The sequence below is a fragment of the Myroides pelagicus genome (assembly GCF_009711055.1).
GTDB lineage: Bacteria > Bacteroidota > Bacteroidia > Flavobacteriales > Flavobacteriaceae > Flavobacterium > Flavobacterium pelagicum.
In genome coordinates this window covers 60873-80364 of the sequence record NZ_WMJY01000014.1, presented here as the reverse complement: position 1 = coordinate 80364, position 19492 = coordinate 60873, and the positions used below count along the sequence as shown (strand labels likewise).

Annotated in this window: 20 protein-coding genes; 5 read left to right on the top strand and 15 right to left on the bottom strand. The window is 33.9% G+C overall.

Annotated features, from left to right (window positions below; all coding sequences use genetic code 11):
* The first annotated feature begins 341 nt into the window (after positions 1-341).
* The 3 genes from GJV77_RS07865 to tnpA all read left to right on the top strand — a co-directional run bounded on the left by GJV77_RS07865 (position 342) and on the right by tnpA (position 4109).
* The gene (locus GJV77_RS07865) at positions 342-1055 is read left to right on the top strand and encodes a GLPGLI family protein (protein ID WP_155035827.1); all 714 of its coding nucleotides are present in this window, start codon (positions 342-344) and stop codon (positions 1053-1055) included.
* Between the two features lie 28 nt (positions 1056-1083).
* A complete protein-coding gene (locus tag GJV77_RS07860) occupies positions 1084-3741 on the top strand; it encodes a carboxypeptidase-like regulatory domain-containing protein (protein ID WP_155035826.1) in 2658 nt (885 codons plus the stop codon).
* An 80-nt stretch (positions 3742-3821) separates the two neighbouring features.
* Positions 3822-4109, top strand: a complete 288-nt coding sequence (gene tnpA / locus GJV77_RS07855; RefSeq protein WP_155035825.1) for an IS66 family insertion sequence element accessory protein TnpA — start codon at positions 3822-3824, stop codon at positions 4107-4109.
* 138 nt (positions 4110-4247) lie between these two features.
* Here the strand turns inward: tnpA and GJV77_RS15010 are convergent, their stop codons facing one another.
* From GJV77_RS15010 to hisS, 5 genes are all read right to left on the bottom strand, one after another.
* The gene (locus GJV77_RS15010; RefSeq protein ID WP_262885836.1) at positions 4248-4379 is read right to left on the bottom strand and encodes a hypothetical protein; all 132 of its coding nucleotides are present in this window, start codon (positions 4377-4379) and stop codon (positions 4248-4250) included.
* Positions 4376-5008, bottom strand: a complete 633-nt coding sequence (locus tag GJV77_RS07850) for a hypothetical protein (RefSeq protein ID WP_155035824.1) — start codon at positions 5006-5008, stop codon at positions 4376-4378. Before GJV77_RS07850 ends, GJV77_RS15010 begins: the two co-directional genes overlap by 4 nt.
* Before the next feature lie 11 nt (positions 5009-5019).
* Entirely contained in the window at positions 5020-5505 is a 486-nt protein-coding gene (locus GJV77_RS07845) for a hypothetical protein (protein WP_155035823.1), read from the bottom strand.
* 161 nt (positions 5506-5666) lie between these two features.
* The gene (locus GJV77_RS07840; RefSeq protein ID WP_155035822.1) at positions 5667-6476 is read right to left on the bottom strand and encodes a DUF4261 domain-containing protein; all 810 of its coding nucleotides are present in this window, start codon (positions 6474-6476) and stop codon (positions 5667-5669) included.
* 262 nt (positions 6477-6738) lie between these two features.
* Positions 6739-8109, bottom strand: a complete 1371-nt coding sequence (hisS, locus tag GJV77_RS07835; RefSeq protein ID WP_155035821.1) for a histidine--tRNA ligase — start codon at positions 8107-8109, stop codon at positions 6739-6741.
* Between the two features lie 177 nt (positions 8110-8286).
* Between hisS and GJV77_RS07830 the strand changes: the two genes are divergently transcribed.
* Positions 8287-9525, top strand: a complete 1239-nt coding sequence (locus GJV77_RS07830; protein WP_155035820.1) for an ABC transporter permease — start codon at positions 8287-8289, stop codon at positions 9523-9525.
* A 21-nt stretch (positions 9526-9546) separates the two neighbouring features.
* On the opposite strand, the gene GJV77_RS07825 is transcribed toward GJV77_RS07830, so the two are convergent.
* The 5 genes from GJV77_RS07825 to GJV77_RS07805 all read right to left on the bottom strand — a co-directional run bounded on the left by GJV77_RS07825 (position 9547) and on the right by GJV77_RS07805 (position 13896).
* A complete protein-coding gene (locus tag GJV77_RS07825) occupies positions 9547-10248 on the bottom strand; it encodes a pseudouridine synthase (protein WP_155035819.1) in 702 nt (233 codons plus the stop codon).
* Between the two features lie 110 nt (positions 10249-10358).
* Complete coding sequence (locus GJV77_RS07820; RefSeq protein WP_155035818.1) at positions 10359-11285, bottom strand: PorP/SprF family type IX secretion system membrane protein; 927 nt, start codon at positions 11283-11285, stop codon at positions 10359-10361.
* Between the two features lie 23 nt (positions 11286-11308).
* Complete coding sequence (locus tag GJV77_RS07815) at positions 11309-12586, bottom strand: gliding motility-associated C-terminal domain-containing protein (RefSeq protein ID WP_155035817.1); 1278 nt, start codon at positions 12584-12586, stop codon at positions 11309-11311.
* Positions 12587-12842: 256 nt separating this feature from the next.
* Entirely contained in the window at positions 12843-13421 is a 579-nt protein-coding gene (locus GJV77_RS07810; RefSeq protein ID WP_155035816.1) for a hypothetical protein, read from the bottom strand.
* Complete coding sequence (locus GJV77_RS07805; RefSeq protein ID WP_155035815.1) at positions 13408-13896, bottom strand: RNA polymerase sigma factor; 489 nt, start codon at positions 13894-13896, stop codon at positions 13408-13410. The genes GJV77_RS07810 and GJV77_RS07805 overlap by 14 nt, the downstream gene beginning before the upstream one ends.
* 241 nt (positions 13897-14137) lie before the next feature.
* Here GJV77_RS07805 and GJV77_RS07800 point away from each other — a divergent pair, with 241 nt between their 5' ends.
* Entirely contained in the window at positions 14138-15562 is a 1425-nt protein-coding gene (locus GJV77_RS07800) for an MATE family efflux transporter (protein WP_155035830.1), read from the top strand.
* 36 nt (positions 15563-15598) lie between these two features.
* On the opposite strand, the gene GJV77_RS07795 is transcribed toward GJV77_RS07800, so the two are convergent.
* The 5 genes from GJV77_RS07795 to serC form a co-directional block, all read right to left on the bottom strand.
* Positions 15599-16066, bottom strand: a complete 468-nt coding sequence (locus GJV77_RS07795; RefSeq protein WP_155035814.1) for a GNAT family N-acetyltransferase — start codon at positions 16064-16066, stop codon at positions 15599-15601.
* A gap of 81 nt (positions 16067-16147) precedes the next feature.
* Positions 16148-16858: a CPBP family glutamic-type intramembrane protease gene (locus GJV77_RS07790; protein ID WP_155035813.1), complete on the bottom strand. Its 711-nt coding sequence runs from the start codon at positions 16856-16858 to the stop codon at positions 16148-16150.
* Between the two features lie 78 nt (positions 16859-16936).
* Positions 16937-17407 carry a hypothetical protein gene (locus GJV77_RS07785; protein ID WP_155035812.1) on the bottom strand — a complete coding sequence of 157 codons (471 nt, stop codon included), beginning with the start codon at positions 17405-17407 and terminating at the stop codon, positions 16937-16939.
* A 36-nt stretch (positions 17408-17443) separates the two neighbouring features.
* On the bottom strand, positions 17444-18394 hold the full coding sequence (locus GJV77_RS07780) for an NAD(P)-dependent oxidoreductase (protein WP_155035811.1): 951 nt from the start codon (positions 18392-18394) through the stop codon (positions 17444-17446).
* 30 nt (positions 18395-18424) lie between these two features.
* Complete coding sequence (serC, locus tag GJV77_RS07775; protein WP_155035810.1) at positions 18425-19492, bottom strand: 3-phosphoserine/phosphohydroxythreonine transaminase; 1068 nt, start codon at positions 19490-19492, stop codon at positions 18425-18427.

Sequence of the window (19492 nt, the reverse complement as noted above, 5' to 3'; positions counted from 1 at the left end):
TTTAAATGCTGTTGCATTTATTTGTTGAATCTAAGAACCATTATGAAAAAAAGTTTATTTTATTATCATGTTATTTATTACTTGTACGAGTAGCTCTTTTGCGATGAGCGAAAAATTAGATTTCGCTACTCCTTGTGCTGATCAATGAGTCATAGATATGGATGTTTTACAAGGTAATTATCCTGGAAGTGAAATGGATCTAGATTTTAATGACGCAATGGCAATAGCTGATGAGTTATTTGAAAAATGTTTAAATGATACTTACTAATAAGTAAATTGTTTAAAAATGCATAGAGGTAAATAGTAGCTCTATGTATTTTAAATAATTAAATTTTAATAATATGAAATACATTACAATCTTATTTTTAGCTTTTACTAGTATATGTTTTTCTCAAAAAACCAACATTGCATATTATAAGGTGAAATATCTTTTTAATGATGAAAATCTAGAAAACTCTTCTCCTTATAGCTCCTATTTAAGCAAGGCTAAAGATTATGAAGAAGCAGTAGAGTTAAAACTATTATTTAATAAAGAAAGAGCCTCATTTGAGATGTCTACCAATAATAGAAATTCACAAAATAAATTGGCTTTTAGTCTTTGTGGTTGTGATAAAACTATATATTCTAATGTGACTAATAAAACAATAAAATACTATAACAAAGGATCCGCTCCTATGAATATTCTAGAGAATAGATATTTATTGGTTAATACTCTATTTGCTGATTGGACATTGGATAATGAACAATTAAAAATAAATGGGTTCACAGCTTACAAAGCAACAAGAACTAAAATTGATGTTAAAGGAAAACCAATATTAGTTACAGCTTGGTATGCTCCCGAATTTCCTTATCCTTTTGGACCATTAACTTACAGTGGATTACCCGGTTTAATAATCCAGGTTCAGGAAAATAATAAAATGTTTACCCTTTCTAAAATAGAATTTAATAAAGATATAACTATTGAGCAAGAGCCAACAAAGGGCGAAGTGTTATCTGAAGAGGATTTTAATAAATTACAGTACCAAACCTATTTAAATATGTCAAGAAAAAATTAAAATCGATATATTTTCTATATATAATGAAATGAGAAAATTATTACTCTTCCTTTTACTTTTTTTTCAAACTTTTTGTTTTGGTCAGACCTTAGTTGGTATTGTAAAATCAACTAATAACCTTCCTTTGGAAAATGCGAATATTATCGCTAAGCCCATAGAAGAAAACAAGAAGATAAAATTTGCAATTTCAGACTATAAAGGGCGGTATAAATTAGAATTAGATAAGGAAACAAACTACACAATTAGAGTGAGTTATATAGGTTATAAAGCAGATTCTTTAGAGTATAAATATGATAAATCTATAGCAAATTATAATTTCATTTTAATTGATAAAGAAGAATTCTTAGATGAAATTATTATTGAGCATAATTATCAACCAATAATAATTAAAAAAGATACTTTAATTTATGATGTTAAAGTATTTACTAATGGTAATGAACGTAAATTAAGAGATCAATTAGAGAAACTTCCAGGGATAGAGGTTAGTGATACTGGTCAAATTAAAGTACAAGGGAAAGTAGTTACTCACTTTATGGTAGAAAATAATCCTTTTTTTGGTGGGGGAAGTAGACTTGGTGTCGAAAATATTCCAGCAGATGCTGTTGATAAAGTTGAAGTTATTGATCATTTTACTGAAATTGGTCATATGAAATCAGTATCTGGTTCAGATGAGTTAGCAATGAATATAAAGTTAAAAGAAGATAAAAAGGAGTTCATTTTTGGCGATGTACGCACAGGTTATGGCAATAATGAGTTTTATGAGTCAAATACTAGTTTGTTTTATTATGCTCCCACAATAAATTGGAGTGTAATTGCAAACTTAAATAACATAGGTTCACAACTATTAACATATGATGAAGCTTTTCGTTTAGAAGGCATTCAGAGTTTATATATAAAGAAAAATGCCACAAATAGATTAGTCAATATGTATGAATACATCAAACCTAATACAGATGTTTTAGAAAACAAAAATCAATTTATTTCAAGTGATTTTAGATATTCATTTAATAAAAATTGGAATATCAAAGCACTTGTTTTTTTTAATAAAAATTGGATTCGATCGAAAACTGAACAGAATATCCAATATTTAGATGTTGAAAATACAAACATAGAAGATAGATTAAGTTTATCAAATAGTCGCAATGAACTTCTATCTACTAAAATAACAACAAACTATATTCATAATAAATTTACAACCTTTAATTATGATTTGCAATTACTAGCTACTAAAAAGAATCAGGATTCGTACATTGATTTTAATAAGAACAGCACACAAGAGAAAAATTTGAATAGTTCTAATAATATTGAGAATTTTTCATTCTATCAGTTATTCGAATCACATAAAACTTTTAATAAAAAACATAAGGCTACTTTAGCTTTTTCTCATCTTTATAAAAAAGAAGACCCACAAAATAAATGGTTTTCAGATAGTAGATTCTTAGAATCATATGTTCCTTGGAGTCCTTCTAGTACATATGCGTTGAGCCAAGTCAAACAAACAACTCAAAATAATCTTCAGTTAAATCTGAAACATTATTGGATTGTAGATAAAAAAAATCATATCTATACTACATTGGGATATGTAAAAACTATAACTAATCTTGGTAGTGAAAATGAATATAAAGATTCAGGTAATTGGAATAGTCTTGGACAAGCGAATCTAGGAAATTACATAAACTATAATCTTAATAATTCTTTTCTGGGTATAGAGCATAAGTTTCTATATAAAAAATTCACATCAACACTTGGATTGTTTCTAAACTACTATAATTTAGAAAATGAGTATTTACTAAATACACAAGTATTCCAAAAAAAAACAATTGAACCTGAAATTAAGTTAGAATATGAATTAAATAAATCTAGAAATCTTAGACTCAATTATATTATTCAAAACACATATTTACCAGCAGATAATTATCTAACCCAGTGGCAGATTAGTTCATTTAATAGCATCTTTAAAGGAAATGCTTTATTAAACAATGTGTCATATCACCGTGTTAATTTTCGTTATTCTGATTTTAATGTGTATTCAGGATTTTCAGGTTATTTTTTAGTTAATTATTATAGAAAAAATCGAAGTGTAAAAAATCAAGTAGAATTAATTGGTACTGATCAATTCTATCAAGCTTTTATGAGTAATCAACCAGATACCAATTTAAATTTCTCATTACTTGTAAATAAAAAATTTAAGAATTGGGAAATTACTTTAAATAGTAATTTCGGTTTTAATCGTTTTACTCAAGTGATTAATCAAAAAGAAATCTCTTCAAAAAATGACTATCAAACTTTAAAAGGGACAATGAAAACGTTATTTAAAAACTACCCTAACCTTGATATTACCTATATAAAATCTTATAGATTACTGAATAGTGGAATTAGTAATAAAACAACTAGTGATCAACTAATAGTTAAAACTGAATCTAAGTTCTTAAAGTATTTTTTAGTGAAAGCGGATTATTATTGGACAAAAACAACTATTCAAAATAATAATGTAATTGTGCAACAAGCTAATTTGTATCTTGAATATGGAAAAAAAACAAAACCATGGACGTTTATATTAAAAGGGAGCAATCTGTTTAATACTGGGATAAAAAACGAAGTTAGATATAATGATTTTATTGTATCCAATACTAATGATTATATATTACCAAGAGCTGTGTTATTTTCAATACAATATAAAATATAAATATTTACTAAGTAGTATCGAGCAAATGCATATTTGTTAAGCCAATGTAAGATAGTAAGTTTGCCTCAAATAATAAAGAGATGAGCAAACAAGAAATTATGTACTCTCATGTAGAGGATTGGCAAGCAAGTGGATTAACACAATCAAAGTATTGTGAAAGTGTAGGGATTAACCTAGCGACATTTAGTTATTGGGTAGTAAAATATAAGAATAAGACTGTAGAAGAAAGATCGAGTAGCTTTATAGCAATAGGTAAAACATCTAAAACAGAAGGTAAACAATACGAGATTGTCTATCCTAATGGAGTGAAGCTTCGTGTAGAAACGAAAGACTTGGGTGAACTCTATTCATTAGTAAACCTTGTGTAATGTTTAGTCTGAGTAGTAGCCATCAATTCTATTTGTATAAATCAGCTTGTGATATGCGCAAGAGTTTCGATAGTCTGTGTGGTCTTGAGTAAAAATTACAACGAGTTATCGTGTAATCCAAAATCATAGCCCACGGGCTTATTTCATCAAATAACCTCTGTCCACACGCTCCAGTCCCATAGGAGATAAATAACTTATCTGTACTTCGTCAAGTACTGTACTCTCAAGGTAATCGAGATAGATAGTCACTTCCTCCCCTTCTTTGTTCATTGGAAAAAAACATAGCGATTAGCCATTGATCCTTCTACGAACATTTTGCCCTGCTCAACTATCTCTACAGGAGACTCACTCATCGACTGATTAATAGTCCAATAAACTAACCTGTAAGTTTGATCTGCTAAAGCATCAATGCGTAAATAGTGACTGGAAGTTCGTATAATCGCTAAGGGAAATTCATATCGCTGTACACTGCTGTGCAGTCGCTGCCTATCCTTTTCGATTAATTGCTTTTGCCAGTGATCCATCGCTTCAGTGTGACGATTGACTACCTTAATAAATCCATCTTCTGTCATCCACAGATCACCACTTTTATACATTGTTCCTCTCCACCCTACTGTTGACCAATCTTCTAAAGTAGAGTTACCGATCTCTGCTACCATTGCCTCGTCAAAGACTTGATCAAAACGCACAACAAATTCTTCAAAATTGTCTATTCTAGAGATGGGATACGGTCTGTCAAAGGGATAACTAATGCGCAAAGAAATACCTACCTGATCGTTTGATTGAAACAAGTGAATCAAAGATGAAACCTGCTCACGAGTTTGTTCGGAAAGTGATTCTGATTGAGCCAATACACCGCTACTCATCATTAACCACAAAATAAAGAAAATTTGTCGCATGCTATAAATCATTAATCTTCTGTCGCAAATCGACTTCTCATCTGATCACTAAGTAATTTCTGTACTTCTGCGTCCGTAGAATTAGCACGTAAATAATCAAAGTAAACCAGTAACTCTTGCTTTCGACTAGAAGACAATACAATATTTGCAGTACTGAGGTAGGCATCAAAGGAAATGTGAGCTGCACATACATAATCGAATAAGTAATCAACACCGCCTCTTTCTAATAATTCTTGAGCTAACAAATGATAATTCCTATAAACACTAAAATTGAGTTTTGTCACTTGTCCTAAAGTAATGAATAAGTCGCGGATCAAGCCCAAGTCCACTTGGTGCAATTGCTCACAAACAGCCTCTGCGATCTGCAAACGAAACAAATGGTTCTCATCTTTAAACTTCGCTCCGTACTTTCCATTCCAATCCACATTTAAAAATTCACGATCCGAATCACTGTAATTATCAATAAAACTCTGAAAATCAACACTAATCAATTGCATACATCCCCTTTTATTTATTCTACTACTGGAGGATAAAAGTACAACTAAAAATACAGAAATCGAACAAATACTTCCGAATACACACCGAAATTGTTTACTATTTTAAACATAGACAACAATCGTATTGCTCCACTCAAAAGTAAAAATTCACCCTTAAAAAACTATTCTTTTGCTTCAATATTTATTATAGTTCGCTTTGGTTGTGATGCAGAATACTCCTTGGTACAGTCCCATTTACTACCTTCTTCTAGTCCTTCGATAGTATGCCCCTGGTCAATCACATCGCCCACTTGCATTGTATAATAAGCATAATCCCACAAACGAGAAGCGACTGCTTCGATATATTCTTTCTGATCAAAGAACAATTGAAAATCACTCAGTCCTAAACTGTGTAATCCAATGGTATCCATTAAAAATTGCTTGTACTCTGGATTATTAATATTAAATAAACGAACATTCGCTACTAAATCCAAAGCAACATAATTAGGATCTTGACAATCCGCTTCAAACACCACTGGGTCAATTAATTTCTCTCCGTGAATAGATACGATAGCACTTGGCTTAGTTACTTTAACAAAAGCCAATAAGACTTGTTGTAATAAAACAATACGTACACGAGGCTCTAGTCCTCTACTCATAAAGTCACTAACCGACAAAGAATAGGCACACATTTGCTCCACCTCAGCAGCTTCATTCCAATGCCAATTCTGTTGTAAAAAAGCCTCTTCCAAAGCTGCTCGTTCATACTGCTCTCCTGCCATAATCACACACTGAGCAGGTCCTCTGTGATTCTCGTATTCAATTTCAATCTCAGGAAAAATCAGCCCTTTGGCTTGTTCGTTGTATTCAACACTAGGATATATTTTTCTCAATTGCTCTACTACAGCCTCCACAACAACGTTTGGCTGTTCTACATACAACAATTGAAACATTAACATTTTTGGCGAATTACCTAATTTCTTTGTTCCCATATCTTCTCTACGTATTTATTGCATTTAACCTTTAAATTTACTGAATTGCTACCAAAAAAAGCTAAGAAATATCAGCTATTTCCCAGTTGTTCAACCGAGGTGATCAACCGAGGATAACAGACTCTAAAGAACAATGTCAAAGTCTGTACCACAGTACTTTCTCAACTCTGTTCTCTCCTCCCCAAAAAGGCAACTAATGGGTATGAAAAAAGGTATGTATCTCATGATACATACCTTGTAACTATAATAAGCGCGTACTAGTTTATTTCAACTTTTTGATTAACTCTTCTAAAGATAAGACTGTTTGCTCTCCAGAAGCTAAATCCTTCAGGGTAAACTTGTGATCTGTCATCTCTTGACTACCCACTAACACTGAGTAAGGAATTCCTTTTTTGTCTGCAAACTGAAACTGCTTACCCATTTTTGCTTTATCCGGATACAATTCTGTTTTCACACCAGCTGCTCTAAGTTGCATGATAGCACCCATCGAATAGCTCATTTCCTCTTCTCCCATATTCAAAAACAACACCTTCGAAGCAGTACTCACAGTCTCTGGAAAAAGATTCAATTCTTCCATAACTAAGTAAATTCGATCTAGACCAAACGAAATACCAACTCCACTCATATCTTTCAATCCGAAAATCCCTGTCAAGTCATCATATCTTCCACCTCCACCGATAGAACCAAGCTTAACAGTCTCAGGTGCTCCAATTTCAAAAATAGCTCCTGTATAGTAATTTAATCCACGTGCTAAGGTAACATCAAGATTCAATAATGCCGTTTGCAAGCCAACCTTTTCAACTTCTCTTCCCACAAAAGCTAACTCCTCCACACCTTTTAAACCTTCTTCAGACGTTGCCAGCATTGTTCTTAACTTATCTAATTTCTCTTCGAAACTACCCGTGAAGTTGAATAATCCCTGTACTTTTTCAATAGACTCTGCTGCAATTCCCTTCTCAATCATCTCTGCCTTAACCCCATCTTCTCCAATCTTGTCCAGTTTGTCTAAAGCAACTGTGAAGTCAATCAACTTATCACTTGCATTAATTACCTCAGCGATACCAGCTAATATCTTTCTATTGTTTAGTTTGATCGTCACTGCGTGTACTCCTAAAGCCGTAAATACATTGTCATAGAGTAAAACAAACTCTACTTCTTGCCATAGCGATTTTGATCCAATAACATCAGCATCACATTGGTAAAACTCTCTATATCTACCTTTTTGTGGGCGATCTGCACGCCAAACAGGTTGCATTTGATAACGCTTAAAAGGAAAGTCTATTTCATTTTGGTGCATCACAACGTAACGTGCAAATGGCACAGTCAAATCATAACGCAATGCTTTTTCTGAAATTTGATTCGTTAATTTCAGACTGTCTTTGTTGGCGTATACAGCTTCATCAACTTTACTTAAATAATCACCTGAGTTTAATATTTTAAAAATCAAACGATCACCTTCTTCACCATATTTTCCAAGAAGTGTATCTAAGTTTTCAAAAGAAGGAGTCTCGATGGGATGAAATCCAAACTTCTCAAATCCGTGTCGTATCGTTTGCATAATATATTGTCTTCTTGCCACTTCACTAGGAGAAAAGTCTCTTGTTCCCTTTGGAATCCCTGGTTTCTTTGCCATCTCTACTTAATTTTTATCGATTTTTATTAACTACAACAAAAATACACCTTTTTTTAAAACGTGATCAAACTGGACAAACTAAACTTTCAGCCATAGATATCGTAAAAATTCATAAGGCGTATTCCCATTTTTTACCTATTTTTACTACATCACACAATTTGTTTATTCTATCAACCTATGTGGAAAATCGCCTTTGAGAATATTAAAATCGCGCTTACAAGTATACGTAGCCAAGTGTTGCGTACCTGTATTACAATATTCATCATAGCCATTGGTATATGGGCATTAGTAGGTATCCTATCGGTAGTATCAGCCCTTCGAAACACAATCATAGAGGACTTTACTTCTCTAGGTGCCAATACATTTACTATTCAGCGATACGATACAGCTACTAAAATAGCAAAAGAGAAAACAGATAAACCAAATCCTATTATCACTTATGCAGAAGCTTCAGCGTTTAAGGAAGCGTATAAGTACCCCTTAACCTACACTTCTCTATCCTTCCACGCTGCCTCTCAAATAGAAGTAAAAGGGAATAATATGAAAACCGATCCAGAAGTGTCGGTCTATGGTTGTGACGAAAACTACTTATCCAACAGTGGGTTGAAATTAACACAAGGTAGAAACTTCAACTTTACTGAAATTGCCAATAATCAACATGTGTGTGTTATTGGAGCCGACTTTGCTAAAAAAATGTTTAAAGATATTTCACCAATTCATCAGGTGATTTCTATCCGCGGATACAAATTCAAAGTAATTGGGTTACTAAAAGAACAAGGGAGTACATTTGGCAATAATGAAGATCAACGCATCTTTATTCCTGTTCAAGTTGCGCGCACCATATTCAATGCTGCTAATATTAACTATACCCTAAAAATATCAACAGAACAAGAGGGTCAATTAAGCAACGCTTCCGATCAAGCGATACAAACCTTCAGAAGTATTCGCAATCTCACACCTTCACAAAAGACTAACTTTGGTATCGAACGCAGTGATGATATGATTCGTTCAATGATGACACAAGTAGAAATGCTCAATCTAGCTGCCTGGCTAATTGGGTTAATTACAATACTTAGCTCATCAATTGCTCTAATGAATATTATGCTCGTATCCGTGACTGAGCGAACGCGAGAGATCGGAGTACGCAAATCACTAGGGGCAAAAAAACGTACCATAGCACAGCAATTTTTTACCGAAACAGTAATCATCGGACAGTTAGGAGGGTTGCTTGGGACACTATTAGGCCTATCTACAGCCTATGGGTTATCAAGTCTAATGGACTTTTCATTTAGTATTCCGTGGAACGCAATAATCGCAGCATTTATCACCACCTTTATTGTCGCTGTGATTTCAGGGCTTTACCCTGCTATCAAGGCCTCTAAACTAGACCCAGTAGAAGCCCTGAGATATGAGTAATATAATCTAAGATTTAAAGGTTTACGGTTTATAGTACTCCTCTAAATCGAAACCTAACACAGTATTATACAGACGATACTGATCATCAATTGTAGCTCTAAAGCGCATACGCTCTTGTGTCATAGGATGTGTAAACTCAAGCTCTAAAGCATGTAACAACATCGCGCCTAAGCCATGACGATCTAACCACAACTTATTCTGCTTGTTGCAACCATGCGGACGACTTCCTAAAATCGGATGAAAGATGTGTTTAAAATGTTTGCGCAACTGATGCTGTCTCCCAGTCTCTGGATAAGCTTCGACTAATGAATATCTCGATGTAGTATGTTTACCAGCAGGCATATCTACTTCTACTCTTTGCAGAGTTTTATAATAAGTCTTGGCTTCCTGTACTTGCCCATTATCATTCGTCAATGCATAATCAATCGTCTCCTCATCGGGCGTATAACCACGAACAATAGCAATGTATTTCTTTTCCACACTTCGACTAGCAAACACTTCATTTAATTGTTTTAATACTTCCTTATTCAAAGCAAATAATAAAACACCTGAAGTCTTTCGATCTAACCGATGAACAGGATAAACATATTGACCTATTTGATCTCTTAATAACTGAATAGCATACTGTTGAATATCACTTGCTATAAAAGATTTGTGCACTAATAAATCACGCGGTTTATTAATTACAACTAAATATTCGTCTTGATAAAGTATTTCTAACATGGCACAAATATAAAACAACTTAAAAAGCTATAATATAAAAAAGGCAACCTACGGATAGGTTACCTCTTTCGGGCTAGTTTATATTAACTATTTGAAAAACTTTAAAACTACTAGAAGAATCGGGTAGTCATTACCTTCGTCTTATCTCTATTAAACAAAGTAAACTTCATGAATACCTCATGTGATCCTGAATTAAATCGTTGTAAACTTGTTGTATCTGCATCATAACTATACCCAATCATTAAATTGTCTGTGACTTGAAAACCAACTAAACCACTGATAGCTGCGTCCCATCGATAAGCAATACCTGCAGTATACTTTTCACTAAACAAGAAATTAGCTGTCAAGTCCACTTGTAAAGGCGCACCCTGTACTGCTTTCATCAAAAAGGCAGGTTTGAAAAACACATCACTTCCAATATCAAAGACATATCCCCCTGTCACAAACATATGAACTTCTTTCTTCATCTTTGTTATAGCTTCATTATCATTGTATCGATAGGTAGATAATAAAGACGGAGCAGAAATTCCAAAATAAGAACGATCAGAATAAACCATTAATCCTACTCCAATATTCGGAGTAAATTTATTATTGATATTCTCTCTCAACATGGGGTCTTCAGTGTGATAGATGTCCAACTTAGTGTAGTCTACATCTAAAATATTCAACTGCCCTTTTAAACCAAAGGCTAGTTTATACTCATAATTAAGATTGATTGTATATCCTAAATCCAAAAAGATCGTATTATCATTCATTGCTCCAATGCGATCATTGACAAAACTAATTCCTCCTGAAACACCTTTATTTCCTAATGGTCCACTAACTGAAAAATTAGCAGTCTGTGGTGCACCATCAAGACCTATCCACTGTGCACGATACTGACCATATATAGTCAAGTCTTCCAACGTACCTACATAAGCAGGGTTGATCACGGAATGATTGTACATATATTGTGTGTATTGAGGGTCTTGCTGCGCGTACACTGTAGCAGTTATACCGACTATTAGTGTGCTTATAATAACTTTTATACTTTTCATAGCTTTCTTTTCTACTGCTTTTTTTAATTACTCTCTAAGTGTAAATATCCACTACGTTTCACTATGTTATTCCCTTTCTTATCTGAAACTTTATACTTCAACAAATAATAGTAAGTACCTGAAGGTAACTTCTCACTCTTATTGACCGTACCTTTTCCTTCAGAATATCCTTTAAATACATTATTTTTACTATTGTAGTTTTTTGTTTGATAAACTAGTGATCCCCAACGGTTATAAATCTCTACTGTATTATCAGGATATTTATTAATATTTTCAATTCTGAAATAATCATTATAGTCTCCTCCATTAGCATTAACGAAGTTGTAGATCTTAATATCCCCATCACCTATATCCGTATTCTTCACTCTAGCCAAAGTAAAGAATCCATACCCTTTCACATCAGCAATAGTTGTTACTTCTTGAGCATCCAAATCAACAGCTCCACCTTCATCTACCCACATTTGTTTTTTCTTATCCCAACGAATTACGTGAAGTGATTCATCAGGTGAATTAATGATTTCCTTGAGCGTCGTATCATCTGCCCAACTCAAGGTAACCATGATGGTGCTTTTCGCATTGCTGTTTAGATCAACTAACCAATATTCATTTGTATTAATTAATTCAATAATCTCCTCTTTATTCTCTCGAATAGCAAAAAAAGCTTTATCCTTTAATGTATACTCACCATTGGCAACATCTTTCTTGTTTTGTGGAGCACTAATCTTCGCATATCTAAACTTCCCTTTATTACCTATCGGAAAAGCAAATGTCTCTCTACCTTCCTTTTCTACTTTTCCTGTGATATGACTTTGATCAGAAGCATTCTTCCACGAACTCTTTTCTAAGAAAGTAACCGCTCCACCTTTAAGAGAATCTACTTTAACTATTCCTTTTTGAAAATCAGCTTCACCAGAAATGCTTAAATCTCCTAATACATTAAAAGCTTCATTAGCTGTTGAATTATTAAAAACTACGTGATGTAATTCTGTCACTTTACTTCCAGCAATAGTTTGAACTGCTGGTTTTCCTTCATTTGACCCAAAAACAGTACGTCCTGAATCCACTCCATCAGAAGAATAATACAAATTCTCATTGGTGAAATCACTCTGGTAATAAATTGTTCCATCCGTTTTAAAATTTCCATTTTCTTTATTAACGAACTCTCCTACAACTGATACTACTTCATTTGGAGAAACATACACCACACCTTCATTCGAAAAAGAAGCTGGCGTTTGAGAATAACCATGCGTTAGCCCTAACACTTGGGTTCCTACTGCAATTAAAAAAAAACTTTTTTTCATTAAAATAACTTTTTGCACTTGCTAAAAAACCTACTACCTTAATCTATAAGAAGAAGTATCTAGTAGTCAGCATAGATTAACCCCCTATGTTTATAAGGGGTTTCCTTCATAATCAATTCTTTAGTTTGCTACTTGCAATTTTTATGCCTAAATAGTTATCTAAATAGTATTTTTCATAATTTGCGATTCTAATACATAAAAAAACCAGCTTTAAATAAGCTGGTTCTATATTTTTTCAACTGTTGAGAATTATATTCTATTTTATACTATTCTCGATATCTTCAATTAAGTTCCTTATTCGATTCTCCTGTTTTTGCTTAAAAGCAATCATCATATTAAGAGAGATAACAACCCAGACGCCCAAAACAACATAAATACCTATACGCCAAATCGGCTCAATAGTGGCTGTATATTCATAAGTTCCCAAGACGATACCTATTAATAGTACAACAGCATAAATAGGATATACTATTCTCGCTAGCCATTTATTTCTATTCATCTGATTTCTTAACGCTTTAAGATAATTTACACTATCCGTTGATAATTGACCTTCTACTCGATAGTGTTGACGTTGTAAGTAAACAAACACCCCTATATATCCAAGGACAGCCAATATAGCTACAATCAGACCTAACTTTGTAATGAGTAAGCTTGATGTAGTCATATTATATAACCAACAAAAATAAGCTAATGTCAACGTACCTATTATTCCTACATACCAACGTACTCGTTTCTGTTGTTGCTCATTTTGCTTGATCGCTAATTCCACTTCATTTATTCGTTGTGAATTAACCTTTGTTTTCCACAATTTTTCTAAATCGTTATTCGTCTTCATATTTTTTAATTTTTTGATATAGATCATCTTTAATACGATGTATTTTAACTCTCACATTAGCATGTGATACTCCTACAACCTCTGCTATTTCCCTCTGATTTAAACCTTCTAAATGCAATGATATAATCAACCTACTCATTGGTGGTAAGCTCGCTATACAGGCTAATAGAGCTGTCGTATCTAACTCATCATACTCTACTTCCTCCTTTGAGTGTCTTTCACTTATTTCAGATTGAAAAACTATCTTCTTACTTCGTTGCAACTGTCTCAAACAGTTATTTACAGCTATACGATATATCCAAGTATTGATAGAAGAATCTCCTCTGAAACTGTCCATTTGATTCCAAATCGCAATGAAAGTATCTTGGGTAATGTCTTTAGCCCAATCCTCATTTGTCACATATCCTAAAGTAACTCTGTAAACCGTTTGCCAATAAGTGTTATAAAGTGATTCAAACTTTTCTTTCTTTTCCATCTTATTTCTTTTACTATTTAGATACTTTAACTCACTAAATGTTACAAAATTAAACACATTTTATTTTAACATTTTCAGCTCTTGACTACTTAGGTACTAAGCCAACTCATTTGTTATACAATTGCTAAATTATTTCGCTAAATTTTCAATTTGTAAAGTTGATTAATCCCTTACTTTTGTACGGCTTTGTTCATTTGTAAATAATCAAATGACGAATACTTTTTATACGTTACAGTTTATTATGGAAAACCAAACGATACAATCTTCAGATAACAACAGTTTATGGCAACTGACAAAACAATCATTCTCCAATGAAAACTTTGATTTGACTAATATGCCTATCAAGAAGGCTGTATTTCTATTAGCTCTTCCGATGATGTTTGAAATGCTAATGGAATCTATCTTTGCCTTGGTAGATTTATACTTCGTTGGCCATTTAAAAGAAAGTGCTTATGCTATTCAAAGTGTTGGATTGACGGAATCACTCTTATCTATTATCTATGCTATCTGTATTGGCATCAGTATGGCTGCAACTGCTATTGTCGCTAGGAGAATAGGAGAGAAAGATAGAATCAAAGCAGCTCAGAATGCTGCACAAGCAATCTCCCTATCGATTTTTATCACTCTTATTTTGAGTATCACAGGGTTTATCTATGCAAAAGAATGGTTATTGTGGATGGGGGCCTCAGAAGAAGCTGCAACCTACGGATATAGCTACACACGTATCTTACTTGTCAGCTCTATTTCTATTATGCTTTTATTCCTAATTAATGGTATTTTTCGAGGAGTAGGTAACTCTGCTCTTGCTATGAAAAGTCTATGGTTCGGAAACCTTATTAATATAATCTTATGTCCTATCATGGTACGCGGCTGGTGGATATTCCCAGAGATGGGACTAGATGGAGCAGCCTACTCTACAGCAATCGGTCGAAGCCTAGGAGTAGGTTATCAAATTTATTACTTGACACGTAAAGATTCTTTGATTCAGCTTAAATGGAGTTACTTCAAACTTCAATGGAATATGCTGTGGAATATTATCAAAATAGCTGTACCAGGCATGGTTCAATATATGATAGCTACTTGCAGCTGGGTTATCTTAGCACGCATTGTAGCACATAGCGGTGGAGAAGTTGGCTCGTCTGGTTTCCTAACTTGCTTGCGTCTATTAGTATTCTTTATCCTACCTGCTTGGGGATTAAGTAACGCAGCTTCAACCCTTGTAGGACAAAATCTTGGTGATAAAAACCCTAATAAGGCTTATCAATCTGTTCTTGTTACCCTCAAGTACAACATCATCTATATGGCTATCGTCACTGTTATTTTCTTTACGATGGCGGAGATACTCGCTTCCTTCTTTACAACAGACGAAGCTATCAAAACCATAGCAAAAGAGGCTATGTACATTGGGGCTATAGGATTTATCGTTTACGGCATTGGAATGACCTTAATGAATGCATTCAATGGAGCAGGTGATACAATAACACCTACCATCATCAATATTATAGGCTTTTGGATTTTTCAGATTCCGCTTGCCTATATTCTTACTTATAACTTAGACATGGGACCAACAGGTACATTTATCGCTATACCGGCATCTGAAACCATTATTGCTATCCTAGCTTTTATTCTTTTCAAAAGAGGAAAGTGGAAGCTCAAAAAAGTATAATAAAATAAAACGTCTCTTTAAAAGAGACGTTTTACTTTATATATCATAGACCGAAGCCTTTCGTATCATATCTAAATGGGGAATACCATCTTCTAAATAATCAGCTGAAGCAGGTTCGAATCCAAAAGAGCCATAGAAGTCTTTCAAATAGCATTGAGCACCAATTTGAATATCTTGTGGACCAAATTCTTCTATAATCTTTAGCAATGCATGTTGCATCAGTGTTCTTCCCATACCATCTTTTCGATGAGTAACATCTACAGCTACACGACCGATGGATATTTGCGGATAACTCAAGCCCGGAGGAACTATACGTGCACAAGCAATCACTTGATTTTGCAAAGTTGCAAATACATGTAAACACTTCTTGTCTTTATTGTCTAACTCTGGATATGCACAGTTCTGCTCTACTACAAAAATATCAGTGCGCAAACGCAATATATCATAAAGTTCATTGACAGTTAATTCGTCAAATAACTTCGTATGCCAGTGAATACTATTCATATCATTATCTTTTAAAGTTGAGTCAATCAAAGTTATCACTTTTTCTTTGAGACCTTTATATCTATTAATGTTAAAATACCCCTATAGAAACTTATCTTCTAAAAAGAACATCGATATAGCTATTGCGTTATTAACAACGTGAAACAAGCAACCATACCAAAACCCATAACGCACTCGCACATACCCAATCCCCAGTCCTAAAACAAATTGAGGAAAAATCACTAAAGGAGATAACAAAAGTATTCTTGTCGATATATCTTCAAAATTAGTTATATGAATATAGCCAAAAAGTAAACTAATTCCATAAAATATATATGGATAATAACGAGTATAAAGCTGCTCACTCTGCTCTTTTTTCTTCGTCAAAAAGTGTACACCTATAAAAAATAAAGCGGCAACTACTCCAAGTAAAATATAACCCAATACACCTGTAATCGAATCTAGCAAACCAATTATAAAAAGAACAAGAAACAAACTAGAAATTATCAGGGAAGATACGCGAAAACGCAATGGGGAACGAAATACAATTTCCTCAAACAATGGCCCCACTAAAACAACAAAAGCAATAAAAGCAGGAATTCCTAATTTTTCAAGAGCAATATCAAACATATCAGGCTCTGGTATTTCAACAATCAATTCTATCAAGCTACCTAGCAGAACAATAAACACAAGACTTACTCCCCACAAGGCTAAAGTAAACTTCGTCTTATCTACCCATGTCAAATCTACTGTTCGCAAATTCGGTTTTTTCAAAAAAGTGATAAAATCACTCCACACTGCTTTTAAAGTCATTTCTTTTTTTAACGAATATAAACAAAAAAAGCAACTGTAATTAACAGTTGCTCTATATCTCTTTACTTTGTTTTCAGATTAAAAAAGTCCTTTCAATAAGTCTGCTGCTCCTCCAAGACCTTCTTTTCCTCCTGTAAGTGAATCTAATATTCCTTTTTCTCCTCCTAAACTACTTAATAGATCTGTCAATTGGAATCCATCTGCATCATCGTTATTCTTGCTTACTATACTTGAAATAATCTTAGGGATAACTGCAGTTGCAAAGTTATTTGCAATTCCTTCTCCTAAACCTAATTTGCTAGTTAAACTACCAACCAAGTTAGTAATCATTCCCATAACCATAGGATTTGATAATAAATTAGACGTTCCTCCACCTAATAAACTTGTCAATGCTCCTAAGTCACCTCCTGAGATACTGTCTTTGAATCCATTGATTACACTGTCTCCAGTTTCTTTCGTTACTTCTCCTACTAAATCTGTTGAGATTCCAGCATTACTGATCTCTTTTGAACTTACTTGTTCAATTAAATTTGTGATTTGCTCTAACATAGTTTCTTTAATTTTTGTAGGGCTAAAACTACTAAATTAATTTCTCAATAATTGCATCTTTTCAATAATTTCTTCCCAAATTAACACTTTACTCTCATCTGTTGAAGTATTTATATTAGGGCTCAACGAAAACGCAGGTTGCATTAATACCTGAATTGCTGGATTCGGTTCTTCTTCAAAACGATCAATTCCAGCAAATAGAATACGCTCCTCATTTACCCTATCCACTAAAGCTACTTCATTAATTGCTTCTGGATAAGCACAATTAATTATTCCTATCAAGTGATGCGCACTTTCTAACTCCTCTTTTCCTATGATATAGCGCTCAAAATGACGGGTATGTACAGTCAAGAAATGAGCGTCATGAAGTACCTTATCTATCGGACTACTATCTAAATCAACTCGAAAGCTAATTCCATTTGGCAAGAGATAATCTGCTTTTAAACTTAATACATTACTATCGTGATACAATACGTTCATACCTAAAGCTAAAGCTTTCTGAGCAACTAATTCCCCTGCTTTATTCATTCCTATAATCCCCAATGTCTTTCCAGCTAACTCAAGTCCTGTGCTATAAGATTCCTGTAGAGATTTGAAACTTATATCTCCTTCTAAAGGCATATTTCTATTAGATTCTTGCAATAGACGACAACCTGAAAAAAGATGTGCAAACACCATCTCTGCAGTGGCATTAGCTAATGCTTCTTCTGCCCAAATAACCTGTATCCCTTTTGAAGTGATATAGTCCATCAATTCCAATTCAATAGAGGTCCCTGCGAAAATTACTACGCTAAGATGAGATAACTCATTGATCATTGATTTGTTTAGCAGTGTTCCTTTTTGTATCAACAAGCCTTCTATAGCATTTTTTTGAGTATAGTTGACTAATTGTTCATGTGCTACGCGTACTTCTATAACCTCATATCCCTTTTGCTCTAAAACCTTTTTTACTTCTACTGGTATTCCGTCATTTGCTAATATCTTCATTTTTATATCTGTCAATTTTTTCCTTATTCACTAAACTTTTACTTTCATTCTATTTAATACAGCTACTAACACTTCGACACTTGCAAGTGGCAATGCGTTATATAGTGATGCTCGATACCCGCCGAGTACTCTATGTCCTTTTATATTTTGAATATTGGCTTCTTGACAGAGTGTATCAAATAAATAACCTTGTTCCTTCTCTTTAAAGTCAAAAGTAACATTCATCCGTGAACGATGCGCCTTATCCGCTAATGGATGGATAAAATCCAAACTATCTAAAGCATGATAAAGCATCTCAGCTTTTTGATTATTGATCTTCTCAATTGCCGCAACACCTCCTTTTGCTCTAAGCCAACGCAAGTTTAACAAAGTTGTATAGATTGCAAAAACATTTGCTGTGTGGTATAAACCATCCTTTGCAATGTGCTCTTTATAGTTAAGCATATTAGGTATTTTTCTCGTGATATTCCCCAAAACACCTTTTCTAACAAAGACCACACTTAATCCTGCTGGCCCAATATTCTTTTGCGCCCCTGCATAAATCACATCTATTTTATCATAGTCAAATACCCGTGAATAAACATCTGAACTCATATCACTAACGATTGGGCTATCCGATTGAGGAACAGCCGAAAACTGTGTTCCATAAATCGTATTATTCGAAGTAAAATGCAAGTAGTCACAACCATTAACCTGAGGTATATCCTGAGGTATATACGAATACTGTCTATCTGCAGAACTTCCTATTACTTCTACCTTACCAAACTGCTTTGCTTGCTCAATAGCCTTACTTGCCCATACCCCTGTATCAATATAAGCTGCATTAGTCGTCAACATATTATAAGGTATTCGCAAAAACTCCGTACTTGCTCCACCCTGTAAAAACAAAACATCATACTGTTGTTGATCGAGACCTAATAACTCCAACGCTAAGTGACTCACCTCTTCTAAGACAGCTAAAAAAGCAGTGCTGCGATGTGAGATAGACAAAATAGAAAGCCCCGACTGTTGAAAATCTACAATCGCGTCTGCCGCCTGCTTATACACCTCTTCTGGCAGTAAACAAGGTCCTGCACAAAAGTTATGAACCCTACTCAT